Consider the following 12,953-nt stretch of genomic DNA (forward strand, 5'->3'; position numbering starts at 1 on the left):
GTTTTAGAATAAAAACCCACCTTAAATGCTTAGCCCTTACAAAGTCGCGGACTGAAGCACGAGTTACGTTGCGTTTGCGAATTGGAGGGATTCTTCGCCCCCGATAAATCGGGGACTCAGAATGACACTCAGCACCATTTAATTATTCAACCATTCACCTAATTAACTATTACACACATACAATTTTACACGCTTGTGTCTGCCAGGGGAGGTCTCGAGCTGAAGCTCGAGTTACGAAGGAAGAGGGATTCAGGATGACAGGCCGGCACAGGCCATCACCGCCTGGGCGCAACTTGCCCCTTCGCAAAATAATTCGTAATTTTAAATTAAAATTAATTTTTGAGGCCTTTGTGACTTCTTGGCACTCCCTTTGGTTGCTTTTAATCCCCGCAAAAATGAATTTGGTTGCGGTTGTGCTGCTTTGGAGCCTTAATCTGAAATTCTTTTGTCTATGCCCAATAGATTATCTAATGTTTTTAGCAACGATGCACCACACAAATTTTTAGCAACTATGATACTGGTAGGGTTTATCAAAAAAATAGTGAATAGAAAGGGAAGAGCTTGCCTCGGTCAATAAATTAGAATTCCATTGAAATCCATCCGCCAATGCTTCATTTCAATCGACATCTGCTTGCAATAACCAAAAAAGCCCCTCACAAAAGAGGGGCTTATGGCGCTTGATGCAAACTTAAAACGCTTTAAGCGTACACCTCTTTTTCGTTGCACTTGCAAACGGCAACAATCTGCTCAACAAAGCGGTAAGCACCGGTCTTTTCATTTGGGATAGTCTTCACCGTTTTGACATAGGTAAAGGTTTCGCCACAAACCGGACAATTTTTGCCGTGCTTGGACTTTTGTGTCTTGCTTGCAAAATCTTGTTTCTTTGCCATTTATCCTCCAACTTGGTTTTCGTAAACTAATCTATTTATAGACTGTGAAAACAGCGTCGTGTAACGCTGTAATCGCTCTTTTTCCATCACTGTAAATTTGCCTGGTTTAATGTCTTCCAGGGTCACCATGCCGATGGCCTGTTCCTGGTATTCAATAGGCACCGATAAAAAGGACCGCAGACCATAATTGGTCTTCTCGCTACGACTGAACCGCGGCACAAAGTAATCCCCTTTTTCAATATCATCCAGTAAATACGGCCTGTTTTTTAAGATGACCCAGCCATTCAAACCCTGCTCAAGAGGAAATTCTGTACCACTCTTGTAAGGGTCTTCCTTACCAATTGCGTAAAAAATCGTCCCACGCGACTCGTTCAAATTAAAATTCTTGCGAAAGGCGATGGTAAGTTTGCTGGCCTGAAATTCATGGGCCAAAAAATCGCTAAAACGGCTCACAGCCGTGTTCAAATTTTTAGCTGAAACTACCTCTCTGGCCAGTTCCAACATCTTGCCTTTTTCTTTACTTTCTTCTTTTAGCTTTTCCACCAGAAGCACGTGATTGAGATAGGAGAGGGTCAGCTCATTAATCTTGTTTAAGGTGCCCCTGTCCTCTTCATTAAAAAAATCAACCAGCTCGGCATCAAAGAGCCAGTACAAATACAAATTCTTCTCCAGCTCAGTGCGAAAAGCCAGAAACGAACGGGGAACATAGGCTTCACTCTGGTAGAACGGGATCAGGTTCGAACCGTTCTCCAGGTGATTTTCCACCAGAAAACCATGCGCTGCATCAATTAAATTCAACACGGGAATGGGCTTGTTTTTAGGCGAACGAAAAACATCGTTGCGCACCATTTTGTGCAATAAAATAATCTCCCGTTTAGGCAGCATGAGCAATAAAAATCCGTTGTGCGGCAAAATCAAATTCCATATTACAGAGAATTGCTTTTTCAGCACATCCAGCACTTCCGGATCTTTTTGCAGCGCTCGGTTAAACAGCGCCGGACGATTTTCAAAGAACGGTTTTTCTTTTACCAGCTCCTGTTCTTCAGGAAGCTCGTCCTCTTCATCGCCTTCTTCTTCCTGGAAATCTCTCCACATGCTGTACAACAAAAAGCCAATCACCGCAAAAATACCCAGCTTAAAGATCAAGCGCATCCAGCCGTTCCAGGAGACCGGATTAACAAAAATGCCTACAAAGGTCAATAAAAAAAGAACGACAAAGTAGAACACCGACAATTGCATACCTTAATTACCAATACCAGAATGACCCGCCAGGTAAAAACCAATGACATCTTAAATGTCAGTTCAAATCTTTGCCTGTGTCAGGTTTTCCGGATATTATGAAACAACCATTAAAAAACTATATTTCATAGCTTAAATAATGGCATTGACAAAGTCAATAAAATTAAGAATAAATTCCATGAAATACAAATTCAGACACCATGGTAAGGAAATACACTAAAAAGGATTGTTTTGCGCAATCCTTAAAGGCATGAGAATGAACTAATGCCGTTCCTGGTCAACCAGTTTCAACTGATTTTGATTAATATTGGCCGGATCTTTTTTAATGGTGTCCGGCTGATTCTGGAACTGACGTACAGTCGATTTTGAAAGTGAAGGTTGAGCCAGGATGGGAGATGCCATTTGTTGCTGGGTCTGATTGATCCCCCCGGTTGGAGCCCCTGTTTCATTCAACTCGCCTGTGGGTGAATTGATGGTGGTCAGGATAAAAAAGGTAATCATGGCTATCAGCGCCGCACCGGAAAGACCAAAAGTTAAATTTCGCCTGGAAAAGGAAGAAGAGTTTTCATGGGAAGCGCTATTGGAAATTCTTAGACGGAGTTGCGAATCAAACTCTCCTGAAGTCGTTATCGGGGGCAATTGGCGAAGTTTAGCCGTCAAAAAAATCACATCATCAAACACTTGTTTGCAGTCCATACACTGGCTAAGATGATCATCGACGGCAGCCTGCTGATTGGGGGGGAGGTTACTCTCAATGTAATCGGATAACATCCGTTTGGCAGTATCACAACTGATCATAGGCTATCTCTCCCTGATTTTTATTGTTCATTCATCAAATGTTTCAGGTCCTCTTGCAACTTTAAGCGTGCCCGATTGACACGCGATTTTACCGTTCCTAAAGGAATCCCCACAATTTCGGCAATCTCTTCATAAGAAAATCCCTGAATATCCCGCAAAATGATCACCTGTTTAAATTTAGGCGACAGCTTGTCGATCGCTTTCTGAATAATCCTGTCGGTTACCACGGTATTGGTCTCGCGTTCAGGATTGCTGTCTTCATCCGGAATATCATAGTCTTTTTCACTGGTCATAAACGAACTGATAGACAACAACTTTCGTCTTCTGCGCCTGCGCAATTCCGTCTTTGCCAGGTTCCCGGCTATGGTGTAAATCCAGGTTGAGAATTTGGCTATCTCACGATAATAGTGCTTATTCTTGAATAATCTTAAAAAGGTCTCCTGGACGATATCTTCCGCTTCTTCTTTTTCCCCGACAAAACGGAATACAAAATTCATCAATGGATCTTTGTACCGTTTAACCAGCAAATCGAACGCGTAATTATCACCCTGTTGAAACCGGGCAATTAACTCTTCGTCAGTCGGAGAAGCCTTTGTTTTTACAGCCTTTTCCGTTTTCACCATATTTAAACTTTCTGTTTAACACTACTTAAAAAAAATAAGTTCCGAAAAAACTTTTTCTTTTTTGCTTTTTCTGATTAAATCCTTCTTCGCCTTTTTCCCTGTTTGTACTTTATGAAGAAAAGATTACGCTGCTGTTTACTTACTGCATTATTTTCTTTAAAGATACAATGCAAAATTACAATCTGCAAATCTGGTAGCAAAGCAGTTCCAATTGCTGCAATCCGGCTGTTTTAATGCCCTTTTGAGCCAGATCGAACTCATTTAATAGCTGGATCACCTGCTTAATTTGATTAAAATTGTACTTTTGTGTTACAACAAGAATATCCCGCATCTGAAAATCACTTAATTTCATTTTTTTGCCCACCTGCGAGGCATTAAGTCCCTGGCGTTTCAAGGAGGCGGCCATCAGCGCTTTACGGAAAAAAGCAAAAAGCACAGGATTAATCATGGTTGGTTCGGCACCGGCTTCCATTAAATGGCGTGTAATAGAAATACTTTGCGCCAAATTGCGTTGGGCCAGGGCTTTTTGTAAAGCAAAGACATTTGCTTCGCGGTAATGGCCTGAGGTCTGGTGTAAATCTCCCACCGTAATCGGGCTGTTGTCGGTCTTAAAACTAATGACTTTTTCAATTTCATTTTTTACCGTTAAAATATTGGTGCCCACGTTGGCCACCAAAAAGTGTACTGCTTCCTCTTCAATGGGGCGCCCCAGGTGCTGGCAGTATTGCTTAATCCAGCCCGGCAACTGATTTTCGTACAATGGTTTACAATTGACCTCTGTGGCGTAATTTTTCAATGCTTTAAAGAATTTAGTACGCGGCTCCTCGTTTACACACAATACCAGAACAGAAAAATTGGGTGGCTTCTTCAGATATTTTGTAAATGTGGCTTCATCCTCAATTTTCATCTTATTGAATTCACGAACCACGATGAGTTTTTTGTCCGCCAACATGGGATAGGTACTCAACTGCGAAAGTATTTCGGATTGCGTATTCTCTGTGCCGTAGAGTACAATCTCATTCAGATCACGGCTGCCTTTGTCCGGAAACAATCTTTGTTTTAAGGCGTTAATCACCTGATCCTGAAAAAATTTTTCCGCTCCGTTTAACACATAAATGGGGTCAACCTGCCCGGTCTCTATTTCTTTTAACACCTGAATCGGCGCCTTCATTAAAACTCCCTATTTTTAGTCAGCCATCTGTAAAAATAGCCTGAGCCAGCTAATCCCAGTCCCATTACAATGGCCCATTGTAGCAGTGTAGTACCCAGACTGTAAGTACGTAACGGGTCCCACCATGTTTCAGGATTCCACTGTACGGATTGCCAGAACCACCAGGCAACCATAATCAAAAATTGCAAGGGCATCAGAAATTTAAATAAAAATGCCACCATTTTCTTCAAAAATTGGTCCTTTAATTCCAGCTTCAACCAATTGTGAAAAAAATTCGTAATGCCAATCCGGTTGACGGTCAGAATGAAGAATAATCCGCTTACCAGCAATCCCAATCCCCACACCCAATCCTGGTTATTGAAAAACTCCAGAAAAAGGGCGGAGGGCGCGCCAAAGATCAGGGTCACCAAACCGACCAACAACACCGCTTTTTTACGTACCAGCCCAAAATCGATCAAAATGCGCGTGGCCAGTTCGATCATGGAGATCAGACTGGAGAGAGCGGCAAAAAAGAGGGCCAGGAAAAAGATGGTGACAAAAAGAGAGCCGGCGGGCATTCGGGAAAACAATTGCGGCAGAGCAATAAAAGCCAGGCCCTGATTACCTGCCTCTAAAACACCATGCGCCTGCTTCAGATCAAGCGAAAGCGCAAACACCGTGGGAATTACCGCCAGCCCGGCTAAAATCGAGGCCAGATTGTTGCCAATTCCGGTTAAAAACGAATTGCTGACGATATTTTCCTCGCTCTGCGCGTAAATCGCGTAAGTGAGCAACAGCCCCCAACCGGCGCCGGTTGACCAGGCCGATTGCGAAAGAGCATCGATCCACAGACGGTGGTTTAAAAATTGAGCCGGCTCGATGCTAAAAAAGTAATGCAGACCAGTACCGGCTCCGGGTAAGGTAACGGCCCGGATGGCAGCCAGAACCAACAGGACGAACAGAGCCGGCACGATGACTTTGGAAAAGCGCTCTACGCCGCGCACAATACCCCGATAGATAATAAAAACTCCCAGAGCAATGGAAATAAAGTGAAAGAGCAGAGCCTGCGGGTTTAAATGCGTAAACTCCTGCCATGCCTGCTGATGGTTCATATTAAAAATTTTACCCTGAACCGAGAGCACAAAATATTTCAGGCTCCAGCCGCACACCACAGAATAGTAAAATAAAATAAAGGTTGTACAAAGCCCTACAAACCAGCCCATAAAGGTAAAAGAAGGGTTTATCTTAGCAAAGGCGCCAATGGTTCCGCGCCTTGTCTTCTGACCGATTCCGAATTCTACAATCAGCAGTGGAATGGACCACAGAAACAGAAAAAGGAGCCAGGGAATAAGAAACGCGCCGCCGTATTGTCCGGCCAATCGGGGAAAACGCCAGATATTGCCTGCGCCTACCGCCATGCCAATGGTAGCGCTTAACAAGCCAAAACGTGAAGTAAAATGTTCTCTGCTGTGCCCCATCATTCAAGACCCTGAATCAATGAAAAACGTTTCCATTCAAACATCAGCTCAAATAGTAAATGAGCCCTACGCTTGAGATGAGAAGGCAGTAATAACCAAACCACTGTATTTTCCCTTTTTTCACAAAATCCAGCAACCAGATAATGGCCAGACAACCAAAGGCAAAGGAGAAGATCATGCCGGCTATTAAATTGACCAGCTCGGAAGTGCTGACCGGGCTGCCGATTAAATCTTTTAATTTTAGCAGAACCGCGCCAGCCACTGCCGGAACAGACATGATAAAGGAAAAGCGGGCTACTTTTTCCCGTTCTCCACCGCTTAAAATTCCAGCAAAAATAGTGCTGCCACTGCGCGAAATACCGGGCAGTATGGAAACCGCCTGCGCAAGCCCCATAAAAAAGGCCATGCCTCCACCGATTTCGCGGCCCTTTTCTTTGATCAGCGGAATAGCCGACATCATCAATCCCGTAACAAACAAAAAGGCAAAAACAGCCAGAATGCTACTGAATACCTGTTCAATGTGATCCTCAAAAAGCAGGCCAACAATCGCTGCTGGAATGGAAGCCAGAATCACGTACAGGTCCCAGCGCCAATAATAGCGATTGGTCTCTGTGGCATTGCCTTTAAGCAGTGCAAAAGGGCTGATTATCATCTGCCAGAGTTCTTTACGGAACAGGACAAAAATAGACAGCAGAGTTCCCAGATGCATGAAGACATCGAACATCAACCCCGCCTCCTTAAAACGCAATAAGTGAGAAAAGATGACCAGATGTCCGGAACTGGAAATGGGTAAAAATTCAGTCAACCCCTGAATGGTACCCAACAATACGGCTTTAAATAAACTCTCCATGGATGCTCCTGAAATAGGGTTTGTACTCTTTGACAGTAAATATTTTTATGGTCCGTTAGAGCAAAGAACCAGAATCTCCAGGCATTTTGTACTCATCAGCAAAGTTTCTTCTAAAGGTTCTGCAAAATGTAAACTCCAGAACTCTTTCGAATAATCCCAAGAATCGGGATGATGAGAAATCTTTTGTTTAGCTTGAAGCGTAAAGTTTCTCCTGAATGCGTTGCCCGCACAATTTGCTAAACTCTGTAAAGATAATTTATTTATTTTAATCATTGGAGTCCAGATTAATTAAGCATGGAACAAAAAAGGAGGCGTTTAAGAAAAGTTTACGTGCCCTGCCTGACGGTTTTACCCGGCTTTCTACTCTGAGACCTTTTCGTTAACACCGATTTGTTCCCAGTAAAAAGATAAGTTGAGATTGAAATATTTCCCTTAAAAGATCCTTCTCGCTTAGCGGGACTAAAAAATTTTTACGCTGCAGTATTGCAGGCTTGTCCGGCTGGGCCTTTCCTGACGAGCAGGCAAGGCCCGAAAATTGAGGAGAAGGGGGTTCAGTTTAAAGGTATAAGGGATTCAGAATGACATGCCGGCATAGGCCTTAACCGCCTGGGCACAACTTGCCCCTTCGCAAAATAATTCGTAATTCATAATTTTTAATTTAAATTACTTCTTTGCCTGTCCGGTGGCCAGACCTGTCCGGCTGGATAGCCGTCCAGACTGGCCTGTCAGGCTGCGCTTTGCCAGACTGGCCTGTCCCCGAAAATCGGGATTTCTGCTGCGCTCCAACCGGCTGTAGCTGCCAGACAATTAAGAAAATTCCCCCACCAAGCCTTCCTCGTCTCCCAGACTTTTATTCTGGAAGACGGGGACCGAGGGGGTGAGGGCTAATTCGTGAAATGACTTCTGCTGTTGGAGGGGAAGAGTTAAGAGTGTAAGAGTTAAAGGGTTCCGTGGCAGCGGCCTGTCATTTTTTAAAGAAGTTTTTTGGTTGCGGCTATGCTGCCTTAGCTGTATTCTTCCCAGCTTTTAATCTGAATGTTTTGCGGCCCATTATTGTGCAGGGCTTCAATAAAGCGCATGGCAATCTGGCGATTGGTGATCAACATCTTGTTAAAGTCAACGGCTGCGCGCCGGATCAGGTAGCCATTGGTTAGCTCTTCTTTCTGAAAATTTTTAGGGATGTTAATGACCAGGTCAATTTTGCCCTCCTTGATATAATCCAGGGCATTGGGTTTTCTATTTTCCAGCGGCCAGTGTAAGCGTGAGACCTTTAATCCGTTGGCGCGTAAAAATTTAGCGGTTCCTCCGGTGGCGTAAAGCTTCAGGCCCATGGCGCTTAATTTTTTGACCGGCTCCAACAATTCAGCTTTGGAGGTAATGGTACCGGTAGATAGTAAAACGCTTTTAATGGGCAAACGGAAACCGACCGCCTGCATGGCTTTAAGGAAGGCTTCGTAAAAATCGTCGCCAAGGCAGGCCACTTCTCCCGTAGAAGTCATTTCAACGCCCAGTGCTGGATCTGCTCCTTCCAGGCGCGTAAACGAAAATTGAGGGGCTTTTACGCCCACGTAATTCAACTCGAACAACGAACGATCTGGTTTTTCGATGGGCGCATTTACCATCACGCGCGTGGCCAGATCAATAAAATTAAATTTTAAAATTTTAGAAACAAAAGGGAAGCTGCGCGAGGCGCGTAAATTACACTCAATGACCTTCACGTCATTGTCTTTGGCCAGGAATTGAATGTTGAACGGACCATGGATGTTTAGAGCATTGGCAATTTGCGAAGCAACCACCCGCACTTTGCGCATGGTTTCCAGATAGAGACGCTGCGGCGGAAAGACCAGTGTGGCATCGCCCGAATGGACGCCTGCATTTTCCACATGTTCAGAAATGGCGTAAGCCACAATTTGTCCCTTCTGGGCTACGGCGTCAATTTCGATCTCTTTGGCATTGACCAGAAACTTTGAAATTACCGTGGGATGTTCCGGAGAAAGATCCACGGCTTTTTGCAAATAGGCCTGCAATTCGTCATCATTAGAAGCGACCGCCATGGCTGCCCCGCTCAAAACATAGGATGGACGAACCAACACCGGATAACCAACCTGATGGGCAAATTCGATGGCTTCATCCAGTGAAGTCAATTCCTTCCACTGGGGTTGATCGATGTTCAGGCGATCCAACAAAGCAGAAAATTTGTGTCTGTTTTCGGCATTGTCGATATCGCGCGCTGCGGTTCCCAGAATGGGAATGCCCGCGGCATCCAGAGCCGTAGCTAAATTATTAGGGATTTGCCCGCCAACCGAAATGATGACCCCTTTAAGATTTATTTTGCGAAAGAGCTCAACAATCATTTCCAGTGAAATTTCATCAAAAATGAGCATGTCCGACTGATCGTAATCGGTACTCACCGTTTCCGGGTTGTAATTCAACATCACGGTTTTGTAACCCAATTTTCTAAGGGTCAACCCGGCATTTACAGCACACCAGTCGAACTCGACCGAGCTGCCGATGCGGTAGGAGCCCGAACCCAAAATCAGAATTCCCTGTTCGCCATCCTGAAATCCCTGGACATCATCTTCCATGGCATTGTAAGACAGGTAGAGGTAATTGGTTTGGGCCGGATATTCGCCAGCCATGGTATCGATCTGCCGGATGTAGGGCACTAAGCCGGCTTGCAGACGCCAGTTGCGCACATCGTTCTGCGAAACGCGACACAACCAGGCAATCTGTTTATCTGAAAAACCCGCCTGCTTGGCGCGCTTGAGCAAAGCCTGAGGAGGAGCATGTTCTGTAAAGAGCGAAAGTTCATGGGCAATCTGCGCTACTTTTTGCAGCTTAAACAGAAACCAGCGATCAATCTTTGAAAGTTGATGTACCTCATCAACGGTAAAGCCCAGTTCAAAAGCCTGCATGATGGCAAAAATTCGTTCTTCCGTAGGAGCGCGCAATTCATCGGTCACATCCTGGAACTTAAAATTTTCATTGGCCGCCAGACCGAGGGCGCCAATCTCCAGCATGCGCAATCCTTTTTGCAGGGCTTCTTCAAAATGGCGTCCAATAGCCATGACTTCGCCAACCGATTTCATCCCGGAACCGATTTTGCGCGAAACCAGGCGGAATTTTTTAAGGTCCCAGCGGGGAATTTTGACGACTACGTAATCCAGCGCCGGTTCAAAAAAAGCCGATGTACTTTTTGTTACGCTGTTACGCAATTCTGGCAGAGTGTAACCCAAAGCCAGCTTAGCGGCAACAAAAGCCAGGGGATATCCCGTTGCTTTTGAAGCCAGAGCTGAGCTGCGCGAAAGTCGGGCATTAACCTCAATAACGCGGTAGTCCGAGGTTTGAGGATTGAGAGCGTATTGAATATTGCACTCGCCCACCACCTTTAAATGCCGAACAACCTTAATAGCAATTTCTCTTAAACGGTGATATTCTTCATTGCTCAATGTCTGGCTGGGAGCGACGACAATGCTCTCGCCCGTGTGAATGCCCATGGGGTCAAAATTTTCCATGTTGCAAACCGTGATGCAGTTGTCTTCACGGTCGCGTACTACTTCATATTCGATTTCTTTCCAGCCGTGTAAATATTCTTCTATTAAAATTTGGGGAGCAAGGCTCAATGCGCGGGCCGCTTTATCTTTAAGCTCTTTTTTGTTGGTACAAATACCCGAGCCCAAACCGCCCAGAGCGTAGGCCACACGCACCATAACCGGATAGCCAATCTTCTCCGCCACCTGCAGAGCCTGTTCAACCGAGCTCGCCACATCGCTGCGGGCCGTTTGCACATCAATTTCTGCCAGACGCCGGATGAACTGTTCCCGATCTTCGGTATCGATGATGGTTTGGGGATGGGTGCCCAAAACCTGCACATCGTATTTTTGTAAAATGTTTTTTCGGAACAACTCAAGTCCGGTGTTCAAAGCGGTTTGTCCGCCAAAGCTTAGCAGAATCCCTTCTGGGCGTTCTCTGGCAATGACCTTTTCCACGTATTCTGGGGTCACCGGCAGAAAATAGACCCGATCCGCCAGGTTTTCTGAAGTTTGAATAGTGGCAATATTGGGATTCACCAGGATGGTGTAAACCCCTTCCTCTTTTAAGGCTTTAATGGCCTGACTGCCTGAATAGTCAAATTCGCCGGCTTCTCCTATTTTTAAGGCCGCCGAGCCTAAAATTAAAATCTTCTTAAACGTTCTTTTAATCACCTTAATCTGCACTCCTCAATCTCAAGACCCGATGCTTTCGATGAACTGATCAAACAAAAACCGTGTATCCGTAGGCCCCGGAGAAGCTTCCGGATGGAATTGCGTGCTCATGAATTTACCGGAATGATGCATTAATCCCTCGCTGGTTTGGTCGTTGAGGTTGGTAAAAAAGGGTTGCCAGTCCGCAGGAATGGTTTGTTCATCCACGGCATAGCCATGGTTTTGTGCTGTAATGTAAGCGCGATTTGTCTGGCGATTTATCACAGGTTGATTTTGTCCCCGATGCCCATATTTCATTTTGTAGGTTTTTGCGCCAATGGCCAGGGCCATGATCTGGTGTCCCAGGCAGATGCCAAAGGTGGGTATGCCCTTGTGTAAAACATTTTGCGTATGGGCAATGGTTTCCTTACACAGGGCCGGATCGCCAGGCCCGCTGGAAATAAGAACGCCATCCACCTTTTCCTCTTCTATGGGATAATTCCAGGGCACACGTAGAACCTGCACCTTCCTGAGCAATAGTTCTTCCATAATGCTGTGTTTACATCCACAGTCCACCAGCCCGATTTTTACATCACCGCGCCCCAAAACCTGTGGTTTTTCAATGGAGACCTTTTCCACCAGATTTTCCTTGTTGGGGTCAAAAAAATCGACTTCCTGGTCGCCAATCAATAATTTGGCCAGCATGACGCCTTTTTCACGAATGCGCTGCGTCAATGCCCTTGTGTCAATCCCGGCAATGGCTGGGATTTTTTGATTGTAAAGCCATTGGGCCAGACTGGTTTGCGCCTGCCAATGAGAATAATCGAGTGAATAATCATCCACAACCAGGGCCGAAATCATGCCTTTTGGAGCTTCGTACCAGCGGAACAGATCATGTTCGTTTTCCGAGGGGGGCATGCCATAATTGCCAATCAGCGGAAAGGTCAGCACCAGAATTTGTCCAAAATAGGAAGGGTCTGTCAAAGATTCCGGATAACCGGTCATTCCCGTATTGAATACAATTTCACCGGAAGTGGACTGGGGATAGCCAAAAGACGTGCCGTAAAAAACACTGCCATCTTCAAGAATCAGCCGAGCCGAAAGTTGGGATTCTACCATGTCTGTTCATTTTCTTTTTTGCTTGTTTTTTGGGAACATAGTTTACATAAATATGCAGAATAATGCAAGAAGTTTATGGCTCTCACTGAATGTCCCCAAAAAAATTTTTAACTAAATAGCCTTATCTTGTTGAAATTTAAGAAAAATGATATGATTCTTTTTGAAAAAGTCTTAAAAAAGGCTTCACATTTTGTAAATTTTTGTGGGTTAAACATAAAAATTAATTTTTCAAGCCTCTTGACAATAATTGAATTTCTTTTAAATCTGAAATAAGTATTTTTAATCCAACTTCCGGATTTGTGTTTAAGCAATCCGTTCTTTATTAATATTTAATCCCCATGGAAGGCCAGGCCAAAAGGGACTTTTAAAATGTTAAAGAAAGGCCATGTTATGGGGAGCGACCGTATTATTAAGGCCAGTTATTTAAGATTTTGTCCATTGTTAGTCTTTACTCAAATTTATTTGTTTAAAATAATAATTGGTGTACAGCCGTACCCCCCCCCGCATTGCGCATGGAAAAATACCCACCATCGCCTGTACACACAAAATTCAACCATTCAACCATTCAACTTATATACTCTTAACTTTCCCCTTGTTCACGGCCGTTCCCCGCCGTAAATTA

10 protein-coding genes are annotated in these 12,953 nt (G+C 44.6%); all 10 read right to left on the reverse strand.

From position 1 onward, the window contains the following. Positions 1–698 precede the first annotated feature (698 nt). The 10 genes from ACWB0I_RS17230 to carA all read right to left on the reverse strand — a co-directional run bounded on the left by ACWB0I_RS17230 (position 699) and on the right by carA (position 12,331). Positions 699–890: a DUF4295 family protein gene (locus tag ACWB0I_RS17230; protein ID WP_479389327.1), complete on the reverse strand. Its 192-nt coding sequence runs from the start codon at positions 888–890 to the stop codon at positions 699–701. Continuing rightward, positions 891–2,129 carry a GAF domain-containing protein gene (locus ACWB0I_RS17235; RefSeq protein WP_479389328.1) on the reverse strand — a complete coding sequence of 413 codons (1,239 nt, stop codon included), beginning with the start codon at positions 2,127–2,129 and terminating at the stop codon, positions 891–893. A gap of 261 nt (positions 2,130–2,390) precedes the next feature. Further along, entirely contained in the window at positions 2,391–2,927 is a 537-nt protein-coding gene (locus ACWB0I_RS17240; RefSeq protein ID WP_479389329.1) for a zf-HC2 domain-containing protein, read from the reverse strand. Positions 2,928–2,947: 20 nt separating this feature from the next. Then, positions 2,948–3,550: an RNA polymerase sigma factor gene (locus ACWB0I_RS17245; RefSeq protein WP_479389330.1), complete on the reverse strand. Its 603-nt coding sequence runs from the start codon at positions 3,548–3,550 to the stop codon at positions 2,948–2,950. Between the two features lie 175 nt (positions 3,551–3,725). Beyond that, complete coding sequence (gene holA, locus ACWB0I_RS17250) at positions 3,726–4,721, reverse strand: DNA polymerase III subunit delta (protein ID WP_479389331.1); 996 nt, start codon at positions 4,719–4,721, stop codon at positions 3,726–3,728. Beyond that, positions 4,721–6,181 carry a sodium-dependent transporter gene (locus ACWB0I_RS17255; protein ID WP_479389332.1) on the reverse strand — a complete coding sequence of 487 codons (1,461 nt, stop codon included), beginning with the start codon at positions 6,179–6,181 and terminating at the stop codon, positions 4,721–4,723. Before ACWB0I_RS17255 ends, holA begins: the two co-directional genes overlap by 1 nt. A 40-nt stretch (positions 6,182–6,221) precedes the next feature. Then, positions 6,222–7,028 carry an undecaprenyl-diphosphate phosphatase gene (locus tag ACWB0I_RS17260; protein ID WP_479389333.1) on the reverse strand — a complete coding sequence of 269 codons (807 nt, stop codon included), beginning with the start codon at positions 7,026–7,028 and terminating at the stop codon, positions 6,222–6,224. Positions 7,029–7,691: 663 nt separating this feature from the next. Further along, positions 7,692–7,835 carry a hypothetical protein gene (locus tag ACWB0I_RS17265; protein ID WP_479389334.1) on the reverse strand — a complete coding sequence of 48 codons (144 nt, stop codon included), beginning with the start codon at positions 7,833–7,835 and terminating at the stop codon, positions 7,692–7,694. A gap of 197 nt (positions 7,836–8,032) precedes the next feature. Next, entirely contained in the window at positions 8,033–11,230 is a 3,198-nt protein-coding gene (gene carB / locus ACWB0I_RS17270; protein ID WP_479389336.1) for a carbamoyl-phosphate synthase (glutamine-hydrolyzing) large subunit, read from the reverse strand. A gap of 24 nt (positions 11,231–11,254) precedes the next feature. Then, positions 11,255–12,331, reverse strand: a complete 1,077-nt coding sequence (carA, locus tag ACWB0I_RS17275) for a glutamine-hydrolyzing carbamoyl-phosphate synthase small subunit (RefSeq protein WP_479389335.1) — start codon at positions 12,329–12,331, stop codon at positions 11,255–11,257. Between the last annotated feature and the right edge of the window lie 622 nt (positions 12,332–12,953).

This window comes from Caldithrix sp. (assembly GCF_056497305.1).

Excerpts from the sequence above, each read along its gene's own strand:
- ACWB0I_RS17255 (WP_479389332.1), bottom strand. The coding sequence starts at position 6,181 with ATGATGGGGCACAGCAGAGAACATTTTACTTCACGTTTTGGCTTGTTA.
- carA (WP_479389335.1), bottom strand. The coding sequence starts at position 12,331 with ATGGTAGAATCCCAACTTTCGGCTCGGCTGATTCTTGAAGATGGCAGT.
- ACWB0I_RS17240 (WP_479389329.1), bottom strand. The coding sequence starts at position 2,927 with ATGATCAGTTGTGATACTGCCAAACGGATGTTATCCGATTACATTGAG.
- ACWB0I_RS17230 (WP_479389327.1), bottom strand. The coding sequence starts at position 890 with ATGGCAAAGAAACAAGATTTTGCAAGCAAGACACAAAAGTCCAAGCAC.
- holA (WP_479389331.1), bottom strand. The coding sequence starts at position 4,721 with ATGAAGGCGCCGATTCAGGTGTTAAAAGAAATAGAGACCGGGCAGGTT.
- ACWB0I_RS17245 (WP_479389330.1), bottom strand. The coding sequence starts at position 3,550 with ATGGTGAAAACGGAAAAGGCTGTAAAAACAAAGGCTTCTCCGACTGAC.
- ACWB0I_RS17235 (WP_479389328.1), bottom strand. The coding sequence starts at position 2,129 with ATGCAATTGTCGGTGTTCTACTTTGTCGTTCTTTTTTTATTGACCTTT.
- ACWB0I_RS17260 (WP_479389333.1), bottom strand. The coding sequence starts at position 7,028 with ATGGAGAGTTTATTTAAAGCCGTATTGTTGGGTACCATTCAGGGGTTG.